This is a genomic window from Porphyromonadaceae bacterium W3.11 (assembly GCA_030434245.1).
Lineage (GTDB): Bacteria > Bacteroidota > Bacteroidia > Bacteroidales > Porphyromonadaceae > Porphyromonas_A.
In genome coordinates, this window is record JAUISX010000003.1 from 172,380 (window position 1) to 196,281 (window position 23,902).

The 23,902-nt window shown below is 39.3% G+C and carries 18 protein-coding genes and 1 pseudogene; 5 read left to right on the forward strand and 14 right to left on the reverse strand.

What is annotated here, in order from left to right:
• Nucleotides 1–11: 11 nt before the first annotated feature.
• The 5 genes from QYZ87_05725 to QYZ87_05745 all read right to left on the reverse strand — a co-directional run bounded on the left by QYZ87_05725 (nt 12) and on the right by QYZ87_05745 (nt 4,791).
• A complete protein-coding gene (locus QYZ87_05725; protein ID MDN4754025.1) occupies nt 12–737 on the reverse strand; it encodes a VIT family protein in 726 nt (241 codons plus the stop codon).
• A gap of 175 nt (nt 738–912) precedes the next feature.
• Complete coding sequence (locus tag QYZ87_05730) at nt 913–1,791, reverse strand: nucleoside phosphorylase (GenBank protein MDN4754026.1); 879 nt, start codon at nt 1,789–1,791, stop codon at nt 913–915.
• Between the two features lie 22 nt (nt 1,792–1,813).
• Entirely contained in the window at nt 1,814–2,821 is a 1,008-nt protein-coding gene (gene floA / locus QYZ87_05735; protein ID MDN4754027.1) for a flotillin-like protein FloA, read from the reverse strand.
• A gap of 37 nt (nt 2,822–2,858) precedes the next feature.
• Complete coding sequence (locus QYZ87_05740) at nt 2,859–3,335, reverse strand: NfeD family protein (protein MDN4754028.1); 477 nt, start codon at nt 3,333–3,335, stop codon at nt 2,859–2,861.
• A 25-nt stretch (nt 3,336–3,360) separates the two neighbouring features.
• Complete coding sequence (locus tag QYZ87_05745; protein ID MDN4754029.1) at nt 3,361–4,791, reverse strand: hypothetical protein; 1,431 nt, start codon at nt 4,789–4,791, stop codon at nt 3,361–3,363.
• A gap of 1,959 nt (nt 4,792–6,750) precedes the next feature.
• Between QYZ87_05745 and QYZ87_05750 the strand changes: the two genes are divergently transcribed.
• The 3 genes from QYZ87_05750 (at nt 6,751) to guaA (ending at nt 9,811) form a co-directional block, all read left to right on the forward strand.
• Nucleotides 6,751–7,170, forward strand: coding sequence for an arsenate reductase ArsC (locus tag QYZ87_05750; GenBank protein MDN4754030.1), 420 nt, complete (start codon nt 6,751–6,753; stop codon nt 7,168–7,170).
• 417 nt (nt 7,171–7,587) lie between these two features.
• On the forward strand, nt 7,588–8,274 hold the full coding sequence (gene trmD / locus QYZ87_05755) for a tRNA (guanosine(37)-N1)-methyltransferase TrmD (protein ID MDN4754031.1): 687 nt from the start codon (nt 7,588–7,590) through the stop codon (nt 8,272–8,274).
• Nucleotides 8,275–8,296: 22 nt separating this feature from the next.
• Nucleotides 8,297–9,811, forward strand: a complete 1,515-nt coding sequence (gene guaA / locus QYZ87_05760; GenBank protein ID MDN4754032.1) for a glutamine-hydrolyzing GMP synthase — start codon at nt 8,297–8,299, stop codon at nt 9,809–9,811.
• Between the two features lie 731 nt (nt 9,812–10,542).
• On the opposite strand, the gene QYZ87_05765 is transcribed toward guaA, so the two are convergent.
• The 3 genes and pseudogenes from QYZ87_05765 to QYZ87_05775 form a co-directional block, all read right to left on the reverse strand.
• Nucleotides 10,543–11,775 (reverse strand): hypothetical protein, encoded by a 1,233-nt coding sequence (locus QYZ87_05765; protein ID MDN4754033.1) that lies wholly within the window; start codon nt 11,773–11,775, stop codon nt 10,543–10,545.
• Between the two features lie 24 nt (nt 11,776–11,799).
• On the reverse strand, nt 11,800–14,160 hold the full coding sequence (locus QYZ87_05770) for a TonB-dependent receptor (protein ID MDN4754034.1): 2,361 nt from the start codon (nt 14,158–14,160) through the stop codon (nt 11,800–11,802).
• A 214-nt stretch (nt 14,161–14,374) separates the two neighbouring features.
• A pseudogene (locus QYZ87_05775) lies at nt 14,375–14,515 on the reverse strand (IS982 family transposase).
• A gap of 339 nt (nt 14,516–14,854) precedes the next feature.
• Between QYZ87_05775 and QYZ87_05780 the strand changes: the two are divergent.
• Nucleotides 14,855–15,790: an alpha/beta hydrolase gene (locus QYZ87_05780; GenBank protein ID MDN4754035.1), complete on the forward strand. Its 936-nt coding sequence runs from the start codon at nt 14,855–14,857 to the stop codon at nt 15,788–15,790.
• Nucleotides 15,791–16,087: 297 nt separating this feature from the next.
• On the opposite strand, the gene QYZ87_05785 is transcribed toward QYZ87_05780, so the two are convergent.
• The 3 genes from QYZ87_05785 to QYZ87_05795 form a co-directional block, all read right to left on the reverse strand.
• Nucleotides 16,088–17,149, reverse strand: coding sequence for a hypothetical protein (locus QYZ87_05785; protein MDN4754036.1), 1,062 nt, complete (start codon nt 17,147–17,149; stop codon nt 16,088–16,090).
• Between the two features lie 163 nt (nt 17,150–17,312).
• A complete protein-coding gene (locus tag QYZ87_05790; GenBank protein MDN4754037.1) occupies nt 17,313–18,194 on the reverse strand; it encodes a GLPGLI family protein in 882 nt (293 codons plus the stop codon).
• Between the two features lie 36 nt (nt 18,195–18,230).
• Nucleotides 18,231–20,942 (reverse strand): carboxypeptidase-like regulatory domain-containing protein, encoded by a 2,712-nt coding sequence (locus tag QYZ87_05795; protein MDN4754038.1) that lies wholly within the window; start codon nt 20,940–20,942, stop codon nt 18,231–18,233.
• Between the two features lie 409 nt (nt 20,943–21,351).
• On the opposite strand from QYZ87_05795, the gene QYZ87_05800 reads away from it, so the two are divergent.
• Complete coding sequence (locus QYZ87_05800) at nt 21,352–22,299, forward strand: DMT family transporter (protein ID MDN4754039.1); 948 nt, start codon at nt 21,352–21,354, stop codon at nt 22,297–22,299.
• On the opposite strand, the gene QYZ87_05805 is transcribed toward QYZ87_05800, so the two are convergent.
• The 3 genes from QYZ87_05805 to QYZ87_05815 are packed head-to-tail and all read right to left on the reverse strand — an operon-like array spanning nt 22,239 to nt 23,902.
• The gene (locus tag QYZ87_05805; protein MDN4754040.1) at nt 22,239–22,703 is read right to left on the reverse strand and encodes a S4 domain-containing protein; all 465 of its coding nucleotides are present in this window, start codon (nt 22,701–22,703) and stop codon (nt 22,239–22,241) included. The two genes, QYZ87_05800 and QYZ87_05805, sit on opposite strands and share 61 nt — an antisense overlap.
• On the reverse strand, nt 22,681–23,313 hold the full coding sequence (gene pth / locus QYZ87_05810) for an aminoacyl-tRNA hydrolase (GenBank protein ID MDN4754041.1): 633 nt from the start codon (nt 23,311–23,313) through the stop codon (nt 22,681–22,683). The genes QYZ87_05805 and pth overlap by 23 nt, the downstream gene beginning before the upstream one ends.
• Complete coding sequence (locus tag QYZ87_05815; GenBank protein ID MDN4754042.1) at nt 23,300–23,902, reverse strand: DUF3109 family protein; 603 nt, start codon at nt 23,900–23,902, stop codon at nt 23,300–23,302. The genes pth and QYZ87_05815 overlap by 14 nt, the downstream gene beginning before the upstream one ends.

Consider the following 23,902-nt stretch of genomic DNA (forward strand, 5'->3'; position numbering starts at 1 on the left):
CCTTCCTCACATCAAGCGATGTGTGTATTAAAAAGATATCCAACGAGTGCCGTAATGCCCATAGCAATGGTTCCCCAAAAAGTGATCCTCAGGATGGCCTTAGTTACATTAGACCCACCTGCTTTAGCCGCTAATGCTCCTAGAAGAATTAAGAAACACATAGAGCAACCATACAGTGAATATTCCATCATAGGTACAGGGGTCAATAAAATGACGACAAAAGGTAATAACCCTCCGACCATAAATGCAGCACACGACGCTAAAGCGGCCTGGATAGGATTAGCCTTATTGATCTCATTAATACCTAATTCGTCTCTAACATGAGCTGCTAATGCGTCATTCTCGGTCAGCTCCTTAGCTACAATCATAGCAGTTTCCTTTTTGAGCCCCTTTCGTACATAAATTTCACTCAAAAGTTCTAGCTCATTTTCAGGCATTGTTTCTAACTCTATCCTCTCCCTTTCGATGTCCGCCTTCTCCACATCGGTCTGAGAACTCACCGAGACATATTCACCTGCTGCCATAGAGAGTGCTCCTGCCACTAACCCCGCCAAAGTAGCTAATATAATAGGCTCCTTAGTATTACTTGCGGCAGCCACTCCAATAGCTATACTTGCTGTAGATAAGATTCCATCATTAGCACCCAGTACTGCAGCTCGCAGCCAATTACTTCTGTGAATATAATGATTATCCAAATAATTGTCAATCGTTCTTTTACCCTCTTCCATAACACTCATTCTCATCATTATTAATCAAACCAAATTGTTCAAACTCTTAGTCGAATCGCAACACTCTATAATATCACTTCATCTACTCATGAGTCCTACTCAATATCTCTAGATGACTTCTGTATAAAAGACGAGCAGAAGTACACCTACTGGACTCCTGCTCGTCACTACCTATAGATAAGGATCAAATGCGATCAAGCACTAGCTTGATAAGTCCATCTATACTACCCTTATAATCTGTATTCATAGTCTCACTCTTGCGACCGGCTATAATCATGCAGACGGTCAGTGTCTTATGACCCAAGATAGCACCCAACCCAGCCAAAGCCGAGCTCTCCATCTCGAAGTTAGTCAAGGTCTCACCCTTGTACTCAAACTTCTGAATCTTTGCATTTAACTCAGGGTCTGCCAACTTACCACGCAAGCGACGCCCTTGTACTCCATAAAATCCATTACAAGCAATCGTAGCACCCTTAATGACATGACCACCCTCCATGATACGGTTCACAAGGTCATCAGGAGCTTTGACCACATACGGCTTAAGTCCATCTATCTTCCAGTCCAACTGTTTCATCAACTCGGCTTCAAACTCATGGTCACAAACTTTTTTATGATCATCATAGAAGTATAGCACACCATCAAAGCCAATAGCATAATTTGCAGCAACGTACGATCCTATAGGAGTATGCTCCTGCAAGCCTCCTGAAGTCCCCACCCGTATAATGGTTAGCTCACGATGCTCATCCTTAGCTGTACGAGTCTCGAAGTCAATATTAGCCAAAGCATCCAGCTCATTCATCACAATATCAATATTATCACTACCGATACCATGAGAGAGTGCAGTAATACGCTCACCCTTATACTGACCAGTGATGGTATGAAACTCTCGACTGGTGACATTGACCTCTTGGGTATCAAAATGTGAAGCAATCATATCAACGCGTGAAGGGTCACCACACACAATGATCTTATCAGCTATATCTTCAGGTTTTATATGTAAGTGAAAAATAGAACCATCCTCATTAATGATCAATTCGGATGATGGGATAATAAATTTACTCATATTACAAAATCAATTATATATATTATTTCTTAGAATGTTTATCTCTCGAATCTTTATTTGAGTTTAAAGAGTCATCACGCACCGGCTTGGAGATAGAGTCTCTCATAGCAGTGTCAGCTTGGATATTCTTCATCTGAAAATAATCCATCACACCTAAGTTGCCACTACGGAATGCCTCTGCCATAGCCAATGGTACCTCAGCCTCAGCCTCAATAACCTTAGCACGAGCTTGCTGAGCAAGAGCACGCATCTCTTGTTCTTGAGCCACTGCCATTGCACGGCGTTCCTCAGCCTTAGCCTGAGCGATATTCTTATCTGCTTGAGCTTGATCCATCTGAAGAACAGCACCGATGTTACGACCTATGTCAATATCTGCAATATCAATCGAAAGGATCTCAAATGCAGTCCCTGCATCCAAGCCTTTCTTTAAGACCAACTTAGAGATAGAGTCAGGATTCTCCAAAACCACAGAGTGCCTTTCAGAAGAACCGATAGAACTCACAATCCCTTCGCCAACACGAGCTAAGATAGTCTCTTCACCAGCACCCCCTACCAATCTCTGTATATTAGCACGTACAGTCACACGAGCCTTTGCAATCAACTGAATACCATCCTTAGCCACGGCCGTAACAGGAGGAGTATCAATCACCCTCGGATTGACAGACATCTGAACAGCTTGGAACACATCACGACCAGCAAGGTCTATAGCGGCAGCCATCTTGAAGGTAAGATCTATATTGGCTTTATTTGCAGATACAAGAGCATGCACCACCTGCTCCACATGTCCACCAGCCAAGTAGTGAGCCTCCAATTCATCTCTAGTCAAAGCGAGGTCAGCTTTCTGTGCCTCTACCATAGCCTTCGCTATAACATTAGGGGGTACATTACGGATACGCATCAGGAAGAGCTGTATGAGTGAAATCTTCACTCCAGATGCTCTTACCGAAATCCATAATAGGATAGGAAAATAAAGTAAAAAGAGGGCGATTAAGATTATCGCTACTACAGCGAGCACGCCCCACCAAATCATAAAATCATACATGTTATTTATCTTTAATTATTCTCATTCATTCTTCTACTCGCTTCACAAAAATTCTATCCTTACGAATCCGTGAAATATACACTGGTTCCCCCTCATTAATAAATCCACTCTCGGACTCTGCCTCATACCTCTTTCCATCAATCTGAACTTCTCCCGAAAGCGTTAGACGACTAACGGTCACCCCCCTCGCTCCTTCACGCCACTCTTCAGGTAGCTTAACCGCTACTTCATTGACAGAGTCAGTGAGTGCTACTTTTTTGATGAATTTGTTACGACTAAGCAGTACGAAACCCAATACGAACAGAAGTACACAGACCGCTCCGAATATAATTGCAATAGTGTACTCGCCTAAAGAAATAAGGTAAGCCCCTACACCTAGAAAACCCAGTACACCAACAATCCCTAAGAGGCCAATACCGGGGATAAAAAAAATCTCGCCAAGCAAAAGCCCTACAATCACAATTGCCCCCAAGATCATTAAAATTATTTCAAGTGTTTCCATATTACTTATTGTTTTTTATAATACCTTATCTAGTCTGCCCCTCTAACTTAATCACCTCATTACATAGAGCTTTGGACTGTGCTCTAAGCACTTCAACTCGCTCCTCAAGAGCTTTGACCTCACTCCTCCATTGGTTCATAATCTTTGGATTTTCGGACATTTGACGTCTAAGAACTCCCAGCTTATCCTTCAGTTGTAGCAGTGATTCTGCACTTTGAAGATATTGGGAAAATATATTCTTAGCATTCGGATTCTTTAGATCATCTTTCCCACGAATAGGGCGGTTTTGAATCCAAAAATAGACCTTGTCATCAGCTGGCGTAACCGCTTGATTAGCCATACCTTTGAGATTCATACCACTAGAGCTAACCTCTGGATTTTTTAATAAAGCTATATCCCCTATCTCGTCTCCTTCATATCGCTTCACGCTACTCAACTTAAACGTATAAAGCCAAGCTCTATTCCCTTTCAGCCCTCTTGAAGTAACCAGCCAACCTATATCACTAGCTTCATCTGTAAGATAGATCAAGTCATCGGACATGCTATTAAAAGGCATAGGCAGTAATTGCGGGACCAATAATACCCCCGCATCTCTATCATACCTACTCACATAGATATCCTTACCGCCCAATCCATCCTCAGCGATAAATCCCTGCTCTTCTACAGCAAAATAAAGAGTATTACCATCAGACATTAAGCGTGGATAATAAATCTTCGAATCCTCGTGAAGTCCTCGAACTTCCACCATATCAGCATGATCATAATCCCAAGTACCATCACCCAATTGGTGTACAACTGAAAAAGCAGGTACCCCATCATCTGTTGATGAGACCATCCACTTAGTCAAACCATCAGGAGTCACATACTCCTTCTCTCTCACACTCCCCAAATGAGCAGTAGTAGATTGGACCTTGTCCATTATCATATCCAGAGACCCACTGACTGTATCAAGGACCTCAATTGCTCGGACATTCTTCAGTAGTCGTTCGACCTGAGCATATAGGTTCCCCACCGCTTCTCTACTGTCTTGACTCCTCTCATCCTTCAAACGAATCCTAGACAATTGCTTTAGACGTTTATCCGCCTCATCCAACTGATATTCACTAATCGAAATCAATGTCCCCCATAGGAGATTTTCGAATCGTCTCTGATCCCGTGATGACAACTCACTAAACCATTCATCTGCAACATTATGACGACCATCTCTCACAGCCAATAAAGCCTCTATCCTCACCAGATGAGTACTATCAGCACCAGAGCTGTAGGCCATATCCAATGAATCAATAAGGTCTTGCTTAGCTCCGTATAGAGCAAGCCATTCCAGCTCCTCAAGTTGCTCTTTGCTCTGAGCAAAGGCATCACCATAAGAAGCCATAAGCCCCATCACAAATAAGGCAGCAATATATAAGTATCGTTTCAGTCTTTTCATCAACCCAAAGATAATTATAATCGCCATAAGTACCCAACAAATGATACACATATTACAGATAGGACTTACAAAGCTTTATTCTTACAATCCTCTTGAAAATCTGGATCGGATTAAAAAAAACAGTAAGTTGAAAGTCGAAAAGAATGAAAATGCAGGTAATAAGTCAATATTGTTAGCCATCTCCTAACAACGAAAGCACTACTATCAGTCTTCAACACATGTTTCTGACAAAATGTATCCAATAAATCTCTCTGGCTTTCACTCAACAGATAATTTTTTGGCCTATAAGATAACAGATAACAAAATGATAGGTATAACCCCCGAAACAAAACGGCTCCCGAAGTGGAAACGAAATAGCTTTTTTCTTTATTGATTGAATGGGTGGAGTAAAAAAACGAAATGGCTCTCTTGATTGGCCTGCACGCACGGCAAATGGCAAAAAAAAGAAGGAAGGTGCCATGCACCTCCCTTCCGACAAAAACATGTACTCTTCTAAAGAAAGAAGATCTACACGTAAATAATAAGCGTCTCCGCTTCAGTGGTTTGAAAGCAATTCACAATCGTTGTGACAACATAAAGTACACTAAATCACCGAAAAGTAGGTTTGTTGTCTTAGCTAAGCGGTACACAGTAATACCCTTATCATCCATTTACCGCTTAATCTTTTCTATGATCTGATCTCTTGTCATCTTTCAGCTACTTCTATAATGAAGTCCATGTTAATTGAACTTAAAGCGTGCTTGTAAATTCGCTTTCTTTCGTCTTATCAAAGGAGGTTATAATTCATCAATAGAGACATGATTTCTATCGCCTTTTAACATTTCATTGTGTTATATATAATGTGAGATTGCTCAAGAAGTGAAAGACAGGGTAAATAATGTCGTAAAATATATCATAATGTGTCAAAAATAGGCTCTTTAATTGTTAAAGCATGTTATACAAGCACCACTAATGGTTAAAATAGCAGGCTTAAAATCGTGGAATATCTTACATTATATATTGACTATCAATCGAATATATTGTGTTTTGATCTAATTTAGCATATACATTGTGCGTGCGTGTTTGTTTGCGAGAATGATTTATTTACTTACATTTGCAATGAAATCGCAATCCTGCGTTCCTCTGGTTCGAAAAACAGAAAGAATGTAGAAAGTAAAACCCCCGCCCTCCTACAGGTGGGGGCTTTTGCATACGGAAACGCCGTAAGCAAAATAGAACCAGAGGAGATAGCCTCTAATAGTAGGAGAAAGGAGGTTATTATGCAGGATAGCGATTTCAAAAATTCGAAGGGCAAAAAACTTGTTTACTGTAGATACATAACAAAGAACGGTAAAAGGATTTATCCAAAGAACGGGACATGTTTTCGTTTTTACGTAAATGTAGGTAAGTAACCCTTAGAGGGGATGGTGTAGGAGCCGTCCCCTCGCTTTTTATGCGTATGCTGTCAAATATGTTTCGTACACATTACTCCCATAAATCCTTGATACAGGAAACATATTTTCTTATCATAAGAAAAATATTTTTTTGATATATAAAAGATTTCTATTTTATATAACTAAAATTTCGTCTCTCCTTAATTAACAAAAAGCACTAACAATAAAACTTTTACCTGTACGATACCCCCTTTTAATTCAATACATTACGACCTCTCATATATTTTTCAGAAAAAGATTCTAATATTACTTTGAAGAATGACTTACGATTGGTAGGAAGTTCCCAGCCCAGATCAACTAGCTCTAAGAACGAGTGCATGCTTATGTGGGTTACCCATGATATATAAATTTATTTGTATACCCACCTAGAGATAAAATATCTACAGTGTAAAGCACATCAGTTTTTAATTAATTTCTGTGCACTTTTTTCAGGAATAGCATACGGCACTCTCAAAATATTCTTACTCAATCCTAAAATGCGTTCGTAGTTGCTGATTTGTGTGATTATGGCTTTTTTCTTACCTTCGTGTAGTAACAGATTTATGAGTGTCGTATGGAGAAAAAGATATTGATACTGTGTACTGGGAATAGCTGTCGTAGCCAAATGGCTGAGGGATACCTTCGGGAGATGGTCGGCGATAAAGCCGAAGTATATAGTGCTGGAATTGAGATACATGGGGTCAATCCTCGTGCCGTTAAGATTATGAGGGAGGATGGCATTGACCTCTCGTCACACACCTCTAATCATATAGATGAATATACAGCCCTTAACTTTGATTACGTCATAACTGTCTGTGACCATGCTAGAGAGCATTGCCCATACTTCCCAACTAAAGCCAAGCTTTTGCACCACAATTTTCCTGACCCTGCAAAAGCTACTGGCACTGAAGAAGAAATGATGGCTCAATTTCGTCACGTGAGAGAGCTGATTAAAAACTACTGTCAGAAATTTGTCACAGACTATTTTATGTAATAGCTGCCACAAAGATAGTGGTCTAAATTATTGAATACACAACAGACATTCAGGAGTACTTCATAGATGCTCTAACGAGTCATAAAGTCAGCCTCTAAAGCAAGGCTATATCGCAGGAAAAAATATCTTTAGAAAAACAAATTATTCCTATCCCATAAGTGAATACCACCTACGCAATAAAGGTAAATGCTCTGGAAAATCTCATATCTATGGCAGAGCAGTTATGAACAATGCTTCTTAAGAAGTAAAGGGCAATCATTAAGAAAATCTAGAATAATCTGGCCCATATTTAAACGTTGCTTTTCGTACCAAGTCCATTAGAGACCCCCTTTTCATTCATCGTTATCATCTGAACTTATCAAACAAGTGTCAAAGGATGGCTAGCATTATCTGCTTTTTGGGTAAATTTGCAGAACGATGAGAATTGATATACTAAGTGTCATACCTGAGATGCTGGACTCTTTTGTCCAAACCTCTATCCTCAAACGGGCTCAAGATAAGGGGCTTGCTGAGATTCATGTGCATAATCTCAGAGATTATACTAAGGACAAATGGAGACGTGTAGATGATTACCCCTTTGGGGGTGATGCTGGTATGGTGATGCAGATAGAGCCTGTGGATAATGCAATCTCTGCTCTAAAGGCTGAACGGGATTATGACGAAGTCATATATACATCGCCCGACGGAGAATTGCTTTCTCAATCAGTGGCTAATGGGATGTCGCTATACAATAATATTATCATCCTCTGCGGACACTATAAGGGCATTGATCAGCGTATCCGTGAACACTTAATCACACGGGAAATCTCAATAGGTGATTATGTGCTGACCGGTGGAGAGCTACCAGCTGCAGTAATCACGGATGCTATAGTCCGCCTCATCCCTGGTGTGCTCGGTGATGAGCAGAGTGCCCTATCCGATTCATTCCAGGACAATCTTTTGGCTCCACCCATATACACACGCCCCTCGGACTATAAAGGCTGGAAGGTACCAGATATTCTTCTATCGGGACACCAAGCTAAAATTGAAGCATGGAAGATGGACCAAGCCTTAGAACGCACCAAGCAGCTACGCCCAGATCTACTTAAGAATAAAGACAATTGATAAATCATTATAGATATTAACCATGCTAGATAAAATAATAATCCTCGACTTCGGATCACAGACGACCCAGTTAATAGCTCGTCGTATAAGAGACCTCGGTGTCTATTGTGAGGTTCACCCTTACCATACACTACCCGAAGCAGAGCCTTCTCTAAAGGGTATTATCCTCTCGGGAAGTCCCTACTCCGTCTCTCAGCCCGAAGCCTTTAAGATTGACTATTCCAAATTACCAGATGTCCCTGTACTTGGTATTTGCTACGGAGCACAATTTACTGCCACTGTATTCGGAGGTAAAGTAAGTCCATCTGCGACTCGCGAATATGGTAGAGCGGAACTGAATGTGGTAAGTGATGACCCTTTGTTCAAAGGATTTTCCAAATCCAGCACTATCTGGATGTCACATAGTGATACTATTTCTGAGCTTCCCATGGGTGGTAAGCTCTTGGCCTCAACTGAGAACATCACGAATGCGGCTTATCGCATCATTGATAGGGAGATATGGGGGGTGCAGTTTCACCCAGAGGTGGCTCACACTGAGGAGGGCACCAAGCTTTTAGAAAACTTCCTAGATATCTGCAAGGCTAAGAAAGATTGGTCTCCAGCCTCTTTCGTCTCCAGCACAGTAAATAGTCTGAAAGAACAATTAGGGGATGATAAAGTGTTACTCGCTCTTAGTGGTGGGGTGGACTCTAGTGTTGCTGCCGTGCTATTGAATAAAGCGATTGGCAAGAACCTATACTGTATCTTCGTCAACCATGGCTTGTTACGCAAGAATGAGTTTGAGGATGTCCTGAGAATGTACGAGGGATTGGGCTTGAATGTCAAGGGGGTCGATGCGAGTGCATATTTCTATGAGAAGCTTGCTGGCGTAGATGACCCTGAGAAGAAACGTAAGATAATCGGTTCTGGTTTTATAGATGTCTTTGATGAAGAGGCGGCTAAGGTAACAGATGTAAAATGGCTTGGCCAGGGGACCATCTACCCCGATGTAATCGAGTCTATCTCTATTACAGGACAGGTCATTAAGAGTCACCATAACGTGGGTGGACTACCTGAGAAAATGAACCTCAAACTTGTAGAACCTCTTCGCCTACTCTTCAAGGATGAAGTTCGTAAGGTAGGCCTAGAGCTAGGGATGGCTAAGGAGATGATATTCCGCCATCCATTCCCAGGACCAGGGTTAGGCATCCGCATCCTTGGCGACATCACTCCAGAGAAAGTACGTATTCTACAGGATGCTGACCACATCTACACCTCAATGCTTCGTGAGTGGGGCTTGTACGACAAGGTATGGCAAGCTGGGGCTATCCTACTCCCGATACGTTCAGTGGGTGTTATGGGTGATGAACGTACCTATGAGAACGTGGTGGCATTGCGTGCGGTAACCTCTATTGATGCGATGACAGCAGACTGGAGCAGACTTCCTCACGACTTCCTGGCCAAGGTCTCCAACGACATCATCAACAAAGTCCCTGGGGTGAATCGTGTCGTGTACGACATCTCCTCAAAACCACCAGCAACTATTGAGTGGGAGTAATAGCACGCTCCTATCTCCAATATAAGGACAGCTCTAACTTTCAATCGAAGTTAGAGCTGTTTTTGTACCCAACACTTGCTACTAATCATTCATAATTATCAATATGTCTTAAAACCACTACGATAGTCCTAACTAAATTCCATATTGTTCGATCATTAAAGTCTATGGAAAACAAAGTAAAAAATAGGTAGGTTTGTAATTAAAACACGCATTCTCGCGTACACACTATTTGGAATACTACCTGTTCTATAGCATTCTTAGCAACGACACGATCAAACTGAATAGAGAAATCATAGATAATATAAAATAATTCTAGTATATTTTCATCATAAAAGTGGTGTTTTATTTGCTTGTAATTAATAGATAGTCAATTACTAAGACACAAATAACTCACCACTTTTCCTAATATCTTTCCCTTGATTTCTCACATCGGACTCACGTTACCATAACACAAATATTCTGGTAAGTATATTAAAAGACATAGGGTCTTGAACCATTTATTTGTTTACGACCCCCTGCCTATATTAAAGTGCTACAGAATGGTCATCTACTACGTTGATTTCGACGTTCTGACTAGGTCTATATACATTGAATTCTCCCTTCGGCATCAGCCCTAGCACCTTGTATCTCATCCCTCGTGCAATATTCTCACACAACTGGTTCTTTAAAAACACTTCTAACTTAAAATAGTCATCATAGCCTTTACTACAGCTAGTAAGTATCAAAATCACTTACCATATCTCTTTTAGAGCAGTCACAGACCCCTGAACGGTTAGAATCGGACCGTCCACCTTCTTGGTCACTGGATCATATAGATAGACACCACTCTCCTTCTTATTATTACTACCCCATGCAATTTTATTTTGATAGGTACATATCGCTATAGCGTGGGGGTTAGTAGGAAGTATTCCATTTATCCTTGTTATTGTCTTTGCTGACAAATCTATTTCCGTAGCTATAAGGGTCCTATCCAAATATGGATTTTCCCCATTAGGTGCAAGAGCAGCTACGGAAATGTACGAATAGAGCTTGCCGTGTCCATAATATACTGAGCTTGCAAAATAATTACCCTTTGCTGGTACACCCTTAATATCTGTGTCAGCCAAAGAAATACTCCAGTTTGGATCAAAGGTATCAGCACCCTTCTTGATACGTAGAATACCAGAAGGATAGTCTGGAATAAAGCCAAACGATCCCATGCACACCACATATATATCACCTTTTTCATCTACAAAGATACTATTCGGTTCGATTGGACGTGTAGCTGCACTAAGCTTTGTATCTTCTGAAACAATTTTCTTAAGCACTTTGTCACTTTTAATATCAATTACAGCTAATTCCACAGAATGCTTAGTAGGCATAAATTGAGCATTATACTGACCTAAGCCTATGTATAACTTGCCATCTCTTATGACCATAGCCCCAGGTGACACTTTTACATTATCAGAATGTGCATAGGTGTTAAGATCTATTTCGCCAATCTTCTGAAGCGTGGTAGGATTAAATATCAACACCTTCCCATGACCCATAAGGGAAATATATCCTTTGTCTTTAGACGCGATAACCATACTGGCACCATTTGATCCAGTGGGGAAAGGCAATCTGCTAGCAAAGTGCTGAAGGCTTCCATCATCCTTAATAGTGTATCTATTCACCTCACTTACACCAGTACTATTGAAGTCAGGCATCACATATACTTCCCTACCAAACATGGTAGGAACTGTCCCAAATCCATACGGCACCCCATTTTTATTATCTATGCTTTTCGTCTGCTCAGGGTCTATCATCTGAGCATAAGCACGACCATTATTCCCTTGCTCATTAACTACAGTTACCCCTACCAGCAAAGCATGCTCTAGCTTATCATTAGGAGTAGGAGCTTCTTTTCCTTTGTTATCGCAGCTAGTAGCAGTCAATAATAATAGGACTATGCTTAACATTACATTCAATTTAATTCGTTCCATTTTCATAACAAATACAATATCTTTTTATTTTAATACATATCTTAGCTTTACGTAGTATGCACGCCCAGGAAGAGGATTATTCAGCTCGGATATCAACCTTCTGTTGGATAGATTATTAATCTTAAGTGATAGAGTCCACTTATCATGCTGGAAACTATGTTCAAAGGCTAAATCTTGTGTAAATGAGGTGGGTATCACTCTATCTTGGTATTTACTTACATAGAAGTCATAGTAGTACTGATGAATATATGATAAATCCAGTATCACTCTAGTATTTTGTCCTTCTCCACCAAACAGGTTCTCCTTATGAAATTCCACCCCACCATTACCCATTAAGTATGGGACATTAGGCATACGGCTTCCGAAGGTAGGGTTAGGATTATCCGAGTTAAATTCTTTCTTCCTTCTATCACGTAAGTCCTGCCATGTGACATTAAGGTACGTGTACAGCTCTGGCAATATATCCCACTTTACCTCAGCCTCCACACCTATTGTTCTCATTTTACCAAAGTTCATGTAAATGGCTTGAGTAGGAAGCATACCAGGCTGAAAGCGTATCATATCATTAATCTGAGCCATATAAGTACTCAGTTCGATCTCTAAAACATTCCCATTGCCTTTCTCCAGCCTATATAAAAAGCCGAGATTAGCATTCTTACTATGCTCAGGATTGAGGAATGGAGAAGCAACAACTGAGTAACCGTTACCAAGTAGCTCCTCCTTATTAGGCATCCTGACCTCATTCGCTAGTGCCATTTTCACTAAAAATTCTGGTGTGAAACTATAGCGTAATGCCACACTTCCACCCCAATAATTCTTGCGGACAGATTGCTCAATGGGTTCATTAATCCACGCATTAGGTAGTGCTTTTGTATCAGCCGAATAATGAAAGTACTTACCCACGACCGAGGCTTGTAGTTTTTCATCAAGAAGCGTCAGGTCATACGCTAGCCCTAACGTCAGGCTATGCATTTCTCCAGGGAAGGAGGCCTTACGCCCAATCGCCTTATCCATCAATTCATCCTTCGGGTTAAAGTCATTATAGCTAGAATAGACATTAAGATTAACACTCTGATGGCGGTCTATCACGTAGTTTAGGTTCAACTTATTATCAAGATTCAGCGAACGATTATCACCATCAGCGGGAAATAGTCCAGTCTCACCTCCCATTGGAGAAGTAGGAGGTAGAATTGCTCCATCCCAGCCATACCTATGCTTGGCCTTGTCCTCCATACCATAGTGGGAAAACATTAATGCTAAAGTATAATCAAAGTCCAAGCCCTCAACAAAGAATTCTTGCTTCTTAAATCTAATTCCCCCAGCATAGCCCTTATTATAATTCCTCGCCTCACGCACATCTACATCTAATCCTTGGATCTGCTTATCAATATTATTCCAAAATAACTCTACCTTAATAGAGTCAAACCACCACTTCAGAGCTTCTATACTTCCCCCCAACATTACTTTCCCAAAGCGATCGTGATTTCTGCGTACCAACATCTTCTCCCTATAACTCGGCAGTTGCATTAGGTAATCATTCTTGGAATATGTATGCCCCCCTCCTAGCCCAAATTGTAAGCCACTCTCTTTATCTGTATACTTATACACAATACTACTCTGCGTAGTACCAAAGGAGCCACCCTCAATCGAGACATCAAAATATTTTGGTGGATACTCCTTAGTGACGATATTTATAGCCCCTCCTAGAGCATTTCCTCCTAGCTTCTGTGGAACAATACCCTTGTATATTTCCACTCGCTCTATCATATCCACTGGTACATCATCTAAGTTGAAAAAATCAGTACTTCCCCCCATAGGAGTCTCATCTATGTATAGAGATACACGTTTGCCCTCTAGTCCCCGAACGGAATACCTTGAAGGGCTTCCTAATCCACCCGTTTTTCGCACCGTAATCCCCGCAGTACGCTCTATTACCTGATCAATACTTGATGCCGTTCCCTGTAACTGATGACTAGATAATACTGAGATAGGCATCGCACTCTCCTTAAGCTGTCGTTCCTCGCTCTTACCAACCACTGTGAGTTCATCAAGCATCTCCTCACTAGGTTCTAACCTAATATTCAGTATCTTAGTTTCACCATCAGAAAGCTGTACACTCTTACTAACCGTCTTATATCCAATAAAACTATAGCAAACATTATACTTCTGCCTGGGCACCAATGACAATACGTAGCAGCCATCATCCCCTGACACCGTACCTATAGAAGAATCTTTTACTCGTACATAGGCATGAGAGATAGTATCACCATCATTGGAAGTAATTACACCTTTTAGTTCAGTTGTTTTTTGAGCGAAAGCAGACGAACTTAAAAACGCAAAAATAGCACATAATAGATTTGTTCTTAACTTATCGAAGGATTTCATAAAATATGTTTTTAGACTTAAGTTTTCAGCCTCAAAGATATAAGAAATAAAAGAATGAGAACATACCCAAAATATGGTATTTTTAAAGTGTCACGAACCTTTCACCTCATAAAACTTAAAGCAACTGAACTTCATGTTCGGATATTCAAAAAAAACAGCCTAGCCCCTATACTATCATCTCATTATACATTTCATATATTAACGTGAACTCCATTTAAGCAACTGTAGCAAGAGCCTCTTTATCTATAATTTCAAGGGTAAAGATAGGCTTTTTAAGCATCAAGTTGTACGCACGTAACCCAAAGATTAGATTGACTACGAAGTTATTGAGACTGCGATGTCTCGTGTGTTCTATATGACATGTGAAAAAGTATAAGTATCGTCATGATTTCACTGTCAAAAGACGTGATTTTTTTATTTCTCCTCTTATAATCTCCTTATTCCATAACATTATCTGCAAAAAAAAACACGATCAAATCAAATAGAGAAATCATCTATAAGACATAAATAATTCACCCCTTTCCATAATACATTTTCCTCTAGTTCATACGTCAAACTCACGTTATTATATGTATATGGTCACAAAAAGCATTTATTGAATGGGAATAAAAAGAGACATATTCACTTCAAATATGAATTGTTTTCACTATATTTGATTGTAATAAACATGCACATTAAGAAACACAACAAGAAGATGAAAAATACAACTATTAATATTCATGCCAATGATGGCTTACCATTACACACCTATATATGGATGCCTGATAATGAAACTGATCTTAGGGCCATGCTCTTGATAGTACATGGTTCCGTAGAACATGCTAAGAGATATGAGCGATTTGCTAAGTTTTTAACTAAAAATGGAATTGGCGTATATGCATTTGATTTACGTGGACATGGTAAAACAACAGATGTAAATAGTCCCGAATTTGCTCATATAGCCTACAAGACTGGATGGGAACAAATACTACAAGACGTAGGAACAGTTCATGATAAAGTTAAGAGTGACTATCCAGACAAACCCAGGTTTTTATTCGGTCATAGTATGGGGTCCTTTGTGGTTAGGGATTATATTTCTAACTACTCTTCAGACTTTAACGGGTTGATATTAAGTGGCACAACTCTTGGGGCTATAGGTACCACTAAAATGCTCGTAAAGCTGACAGAATTTATGAATATATTCCACAAACAAACCTATAAGAGTAAGTTTATTCATAATCAAGTATATGGCAATCTTACTAAGTCTGTGGAAACCCCCCAAACGCCTGTTGACTTCATATCTACAGATAAGGAGGAAGTTCAAAAATACATGGATGATGAGCTGTCAGGTGCAGGTATATCGCTAGGTTATGCACATGAGATGGGGAAAGGGCTACTTATTGCTAGTGACAATAATACTATCAATAAGATACCTAAGGACTTACCTATACTAATTGCTTCTGGGCAAAAAGACCCTGTAGGAGGTAAAGATGGTGACCAGGTGATAGCTCTATATAATAAGTTCAAAGAAGTGGGGCTGAAAAATGTCACATTCAAACTTTATGAGGGGGTACGTCATGAAATACTAAACGAGGTCAATCGTGATGAGGTCATGAATGACATGCTGAAGTGGATGAACGAGAACATGTAAGCAGCACCACACAGTAAGGACCTCCGTTTTCTGATAGGTCTTATTGGCTATTTATTTAAAAGCAATGCTATAAATAGCCAATAAGACCTCTATTTTCACTCAGCTCTCCATCACGTCTGTCACCGCGTTTGTAAGATTTTTTCAACATACATTTATGTAAGTCTCACGTTTGTCTATCTTTCGTTTGTTTGACTATCGAAGATAACACTCGTGGGACTTACACACTTTTTGGGGTATGGATACAAAAAGTTTGAAAAAATCATATCCACTTATTGCGTATAGAAGAGGGATGATTTTTTATTCATCTCCAAACCTTAAAAGAAAGAATTCACCACCCTTTTCATGCCCTATAATATATTGATCATCATAAGAAACAGCAATAGCATCTAGCCCTTTTTCTAAGTCATATGAGCAAACCACATTTCCCTTCCAGTCTAACTTATATATTCGGCACTTTGCTCTCTGATCATTTACAGCCGCCACCATTTCATTATATTTAATTCCCCAATGCAAAGCGTAAATGTAGTCTTTGTTAGAAGTGAAAAACTGGAATTGGGTTGGATTCAAACTCCATATATCTGCTTCTTCAAATGTAGTAGTGTCAATATTAGATTTAGTTATAGTCACGGCCTTACATTCTTGTTTTTCAAGATCATATATGTGTATTGTAGGGAATAACTGAAATCCAAATGCCGCTTTGTTTCGTTCAGGATTATAGACCAAACGACCATGGTTTATTGCCCAAAATGGATATTTACTATCGTAAATAATCCTCTGTACCTCTGTTATTACAGTAGAGTCCCCTTCGTTATTTGATAAGTATATACCTTGATAGCTGTCTTTGGGTCCTCGACCTATAAAATAATACTGTCGTGGAGATTTATAAAATGCTTGCTTTGCTTCTTGAACCATCTCACGGGGAACTTTTGCACTTAAAGAGATCAAGGCATCATTTGTTTTAATAAGCGAATCCTCAACAATTCTGTATATATATGGATTGCTCCGTTCGTATGCGAACATATTATCCTCATCATCCCAAAAGGCTATTGGGTCATACAAATAACGGTAATTATCATCCTTTATAAAGTAGCTCTTTTCATATGTTAATTGATGAGTACTTGTATCTATACCATATCTACGAAATTCCTTAGTGCCAACACTACCTGAGTAGCTATAAGACATATAAAGTTTCCCCGAATTGATATGGAAAGCATCTAAGAATCCTATATTAGGGATAGAATCTACACTGAGCGGTATAAGCACTACATGCTGGGGATCTGATTTCTGACAACAGCTTAACCCCAATATAGACCCCAATATTGGTATCAAAAGAAATCTAAAAAAAGTATTTTTGCTCATAATCTCAACATCTTATTACTAAAACAATTCGCATTCTTGACAATATTACTCATCACTACTCCTCTATTATAAAATTCTAATAAGAGAGCATAAATTTCTGCTTTCCTTATATTAGATATACATATTACTAAATTCACACACCATTCATTATAAGTAAGAAGGGCTATAATATTTCTATCGGGTCGAATTCATATACTTGATCGTCATTAGACCTTGGTCTAAAAACACCATCAGCACCACGCACGTTCACTCTAGTACCTGCTGAATGTAAAAAAGAATAGGGAGTGGTCATCATCCTTTTAATTACTTTGTCGGCTTCTTTAGGAGTACACTTTTGCTCTTTATCATATTTATACCTATAAATGCCCGACTTAGACGCAGTAAAGCTTGCTAACTCCCAAATAAACATTTTATCGGCATCCTCAATCTTGAGAATTAAGCCAGGGAGTCCTCCGCTAAACTTATATGGTCCATATTGAAGAGGAATATCTAGCGTATACCAAGCAGTATATTCTCGTCCTCCAAACCTTGTCGTCGCTTTATTACACATATAACCATACATATTCTCTTCGTCATCTGTCGAAAACTCCCACTTTAAACGAGGTATATCAGATGAATAGCAAAGCGTGCCTGCATTAAGAAAAAGCCTATACTGTATATCACACTTTTTAGTTACATAGTTATTGAAAATCTCAAATGGATAAGGAGTTTCTGTATTACTAGATGTTGCTAATCCTTTTTCATAGTTAACGGTGGCAATTGAATCATAGTGGTAAATAGACTCACTGAAATCTTTAACCACCTTTCTACCTATCTGTACTACTCGAATATCCTCTTGATACTCCTGTTGCTTATAATGTCTCTTATACTTAAATGTATAAGTAGCCTTATACGTTGAAGTATCCAATTTCTCTTTATCCAACAGACTCTGAGGAGCTGGGGAAAAGCCCGATGCTAATTGAGCAGTGGAAGTAATACTAAAAACGAAGAATAAGAGACATATGCCCATTCCTCTCTTCAAACAATAAAAAATATTTTCCATCATAATATTGTTCTCTTATAAAACAAATAATAATTACACTTAAATGATTCTATACCTTACCTTTACCATAAGGCTTCGTGGGCGTATTCGATAGTCATATCTACTTTCTGTCAATGCCGTGCTTGCTCCATATAGATAACTTTTCTGATTAAAAAGATTATCAAGAGATAAAGTAAACATCCACTTCTCATAATTATATTTGGCATAAACCTCACCTAATAAAAAATTTCGATTAGCGGTGTTGAAGCTATTATAAAAGTGAGAAAATGATACTCCTAATGAAATATCAAGTGGCAACGAGAGGTCAATAGCTAAGGAGTTTTTCATAGTATGTAGAGCAGGCATGGAGATACCGTTGTTCACTTTCCCTGAAGATTGGAAATAACTACCATCATAGCTCACAAAGAGCCAAGGAACTGGAGCTAAGCTAATATCCCAATCCAACAGAAGAGACTTTCCAAAATATCTCATTACCTCCTCCTGCCTCAATATCGGATTACTGATATAGCTATATCTCGCGAGCACTTCAAGTTTTAAACGCTTCCAATAATAACTTTGACTCGCACGCAATGAGACTGAAAAAATATCCAGTCGTTCATCAGTCTCCTGACTATTTATACGCTCTAGAATTCCATCAAAAACACTCCCATAAAGTACCTCTGGATACTCTCGAGTCCACTTAATATCTCCTCCTAGAAATAACATAGAGGCAATATTTTTGTGATCATAAGAAAGAGAATAGCTTTCTAATCGAGATTGATTCAATGTAATATGATCATAGGCTGTAAGTTGGCGATAAGAGGTCAGTACAGACTCGCTGTACAAGTTCTCCATAGCTGGCTTAGAATATCCCCAATAGCCATTAAATCTCAATTCGTCAGTTCCTCCAATGTCATACTTAAGAAACAATGTAGGCTCCAATATAACCCTGTGCTTCACCTCGGTTTTTTCCCTTATATTATCCAAAGAGAAATATCTATAATCACAAGAAAGAGATAATCGAGCGTAAAATCTTCTGATACTAGCACTAAAATTTAAGTCCACTCCTCCATTGAATTCACTAAGAGTTAAATCATTCTGATAAGTTTCTAACAACGTTTGAAGACTATTTTTGTTGTAATTCGCATAAATAGCAGGATGAATTTGAAGCCGTCCCCAGACAATTGCAGCGAGAAAATTGAGTCGATTTTCAAGGGAAATATTATTTCGCCACACCTCCTGAAGTATTGTTTGTCCTGAAAGTGCATTAGGAAATAAATTGGGTCTCACGGTCAATTGATGAGGTCGCTTTTCAAAGTTGGCTTTTGATATAAAGTCTATACCTTTATCAGACGTTGTACGCTTAACAAGATGAAAATAGTTACTTAATCGATAATTCTCGTTGTTACTTTGTTGATGAATATTCTGACCTGCGAAAATACTGCTCTTAGCTTCCTCCTTATTGTAATCAAACCTTAGCTGCTCTTTAATATAAGTTGTCTTTTCATTTAAGAGATATGTAGCAATGCCATAAAGCATATTACTTCGGCTCTCTCCACTAAAAAGCTCTTCTAATTGTACGACACTCTTATCTGGGAGCTGATTGAGGACTTTTGAATGACGCTCTCTATTATAGAAATTATTTAGATATGCTAAGTTGAATCCCAGTTCACCCTTCTGTCCAACCCTAAAAATATTATTATATGTCCCTGAATGTGACCTATTCATATAATGATATTTCTTCTTAATATTTGGAGGACCAGGCATTTCGATCTGTGTAAGTATTGGTGTTTTTGATAAATCATAACCATCAAATGATCGAAGTTCTTGCATCAAATCAACTCCAGAGTTATTTCCCTTATACGTGGCGAGTAATTGACTATTACGATTAAAGGAAGTCGCAATTAACTCATTCTCCCATAACGCTTTTTTATCATATCCTACTCCTAAGGTTCCTATTAGATTAAAAACCCCTTTCACTCCACTTTTCAATTTTAAATTAATAGAAGCCCGTTCCTCTGGAAGTAGGTCTTTTAAGGCCTCGACATCTTGATGATTTTCAAGCAATTGAATAGAAGCAATACTATTAGGATCTATGCTATTAGTAGCTATCCCATATCTCCCTTTCATCAAATCCAATCCCTCAATATAGAAATTCTTAATAGGTAATCCCTTATAAAAAATTTGCCCTAACTCAGAAACAGAGATCCCAGGAATACGGCCTAACACTTGTCCAATAGAGATGTCGGTTTTATTCTGAAATGCAGGTACACTGTAATTAATTGTATCACCACGAGAGTATATCTTATCAGCCCTAATGACTACCTCTGGTAACTCCTGTGCTTTCTCTTCAACAACAATATCTTGATTCATTGAACGATTAGGAAAAACGATAGACTTGGGTGTAATGCCAATACCGGTAAGATTAATAAGAATACTATCGGATTCAACAGCAAATGTCAGCACAAAAGAGCCATCTAAATCCGAAAGACTATGTGAGATTACTTTATACTTATTATTTGTATGTGATGCAAAAACATTTACATCAGAAATACCTTCTCCAGATGCTGACACAATACGTCCAGAAATTGTATGAGACTCATTACTTTGTGCTAAAGCAGTATTAAAAACACAGCATAACAAGGCTAATTGTACGAAACAAGCCTTCAAGATACAGTCTAGAGCAAAAAAAGATATGGATAGGAGTTTTTTATCTATCAGAACCCTACCGAAACACAGCTCTTTTTCTCTGCTATTTTTGTATTCACACATATTTTCATAGATTAGCTTTTAACCTCATAAAAAGTGCATTTCGTATCAAATTACGCTATGAAATATATACAAAATATAAATATTAACAAAAAAAAAGCCTCTTGCTTTTTATTTTTTTAACATTCAAAAGAATTTTCAATAGATTTATGACCTCTCAGTAAGAAATACGCGATATCTTTTTAACCTACTCTTCACTTTCTTCTGGATTCACAGCATCAACAGAATCAAATGAATGGAGTAATCATGAATTTAATGAGTATAAATAACAGGTTGTATGTATTGTATTCAAAAGAGAGGAGCAGCAAGACGAAAACTGAGAGGAAAGCGAGGAGAATTAAGATAAATGATTTAACTTTGTAGAGTTATAAATCATAGGTGGGGACAGCCCCACGTTTTTTTATTTACTATTATGAATAACAAGGCGAAAGGATACCTCTATGGGCTTCTTTCTTCTAGTTCGTTTGGCTTAATACCGCTATTTACCGTTCCTCTTCTAATAGGAGGGATGACAACGCCTACCGTGCTGTTATACCGATTTGGTCTAGCATCGATATTGGTGGCTATAGTTCTTAAAATGCGTGGGCAGAGCTTTAAAATAGCTCGCAAGAACATTAAATGGGTAATGGTTCTTGGAATACAGTACTTCTGCACTGCTTTCCTATTACAAATAGGCTATAAGTATATGACCACAGGAGCCGCTACCGTATTACACTTCATGTACCCCATATTCACGGCTCTCTTAATGTTTATCTTCTTCAAACAGAGACTAGGCTACCTAGGACAGATAGCTATCATAATGGCCATTTTAGGTGTAGGCTTGATGTCAGGACTTAACAATGCCAGCGTGAACTCCTTTAATGGAGTCCTCATCGTCCTTCTGAGTGCCTTAGGCTATGCAGTATATATAGTGGTAGTCAATAAGAGTAGCGTTGGAGAGGTACCGCCATTGGTCTTGAACTTTTATGTTCTCACCGTTGCAGCACTTTGCTATGTCGGATATGCTTCAGCCTCCGGAGGTTTTAGACTGCCTTACAACGCTTATGAATGGACTAATGCGATACTTCTCGCAGCTATTCCAACGGTCTTATCCAACCTTTTTCTAGTCAAAGCCATCCCTATCATAGGCTCTACACCTACCTCTATCATGGGCGCATTAGAACCACTTACAGCAGTGGTCGTAGGTGTTATTGCATTTGGAGAACCGCTGACAAAAACTAGTATTATAGGGATTTTTCTGGTGATTAATGCGGTGGTGTTACTGGTCCTTAGCCAGAAACTAGCTAAGCGTTCATCCATTCATTCGTCCCAGAAGTCATCGAAATCCCAGCTATCCTCATCCTCAGGCTCATCCAAATAACTCTCCTCCCACCAATCCGCAGATTGTTTGGAATGGATGAACTGCTCTAAGTCACGACGATCTTTTTTGGTAGGTCTCCCTAACCCTTTAGGACGACCTTGATAGCCAGATAATTTTTGGAGTTCAAGGATCTCATATTCACTAGCAGGAGTAACATTCTTGAGATATTTCTCCACCAGCTTAGCCCCTACTCTATTATTAACCAAATCAATAATCTCAAAAGAAAAAGTAATTGGTGGTTTACGCACTCGTATCACGTCTCCAACCTCCACCATTGAGGAGGGTTTGAGCGTACGATCACCTTTCATAACCCGTCCTTTCTTACAAGCATCAGCTGCAATAGAGCGAGTCTTAAATACTCTAGTAGCCCAGAGCCACTTATCAATCCTTTGTTGATTCGCCATCTTCTCTTTTAATCTCGATAGGTTTTGTCTTTTTCTTCGGTGCAGTCTTATTAAATTGGTTCATAGCGATATTGATGCCAGCCAGACAAAAAGTTTCGATAATCTTTGCACCTGTCTTGCACAATTCAGGTAATGCTTCCATCTCCTCCTGATCGAACGGCTCTAAGACATAAGCTACCTGAGCTCCCTTAGGAAAATCATTACCGATCCCAACTCGAAGTCGTGCATATGCTTGTGTACCTAGAGTGGTTTGAATATGTTTCAGCCCATTATGCCCGCCATCACTTCCTTTGCCTTTCAGACGTAATTGGCCAAAAGGCAAAGCCAGCTCGTCCACAATCACAAGGAGATTCTCGAGAGGTATATTCTCTTCCTTCATCCAATAACGCACGGCATTACCACTAAGGTTCATAAAGGTAGAGGGTTTGACCACTACGAGCTCTTTATTTTTAAGACGAATACGGGCTACGGAAGCGTATCTCTTTGGCTCGAACATTGCACGATCGCCCACTAATTCATCAACCACCATAAAGCCAGCATTATGTCTGGTACCCTCGTACTCTGGACCTATATTACCTAAGCCGACAATCAAAAATTTATTTTCGTTCATCTCCTTTTTCCTTATTCCTAAAGTACTCTTCAGCCTCTTCCAAAAGTTTGCCATACCATTCCTCTCCATACGCTCTGATTAATGGAGCTTCTAAAAAACGATACAATCGGATGCCGTTGCGTTTCCCGTTCTCTCTAGCAGGCTCGCAAATGGGCCGCCAACGGACATAATTAAGTGCCTGACCTGTATGCAACTGCTGTACTCTAACAGGAAATAGATGACAGGATATAGGCTTATATAGCGTATCATTCCGTCCTTCACTACAAGCTTTTTCAAAAGCACATCTAGCACTTCCATCTTTCTCGAAAGTAGTAAAGACGCACTCTTTGCCCTCAATGATATTGGTAACCATATCTCCATCAAGGTCAGTGTACATCAAGCCTCTATCTTCTATATAGGATTTATTCTTCTGGGAAAGATAGGATTCAATACTAGGATAAGCTTTGCAAATAAGCTGCTCCTCCACCTCTAGTATAGGAGCCCCTGACTCTCCCTCAACACAACAAGCACCTTTGCAAGCCTCGAGGTCACACTCAAAGTAAGTCTCTAGTACATCAGTACTAACGATTACGTCATCTATTATTATCAT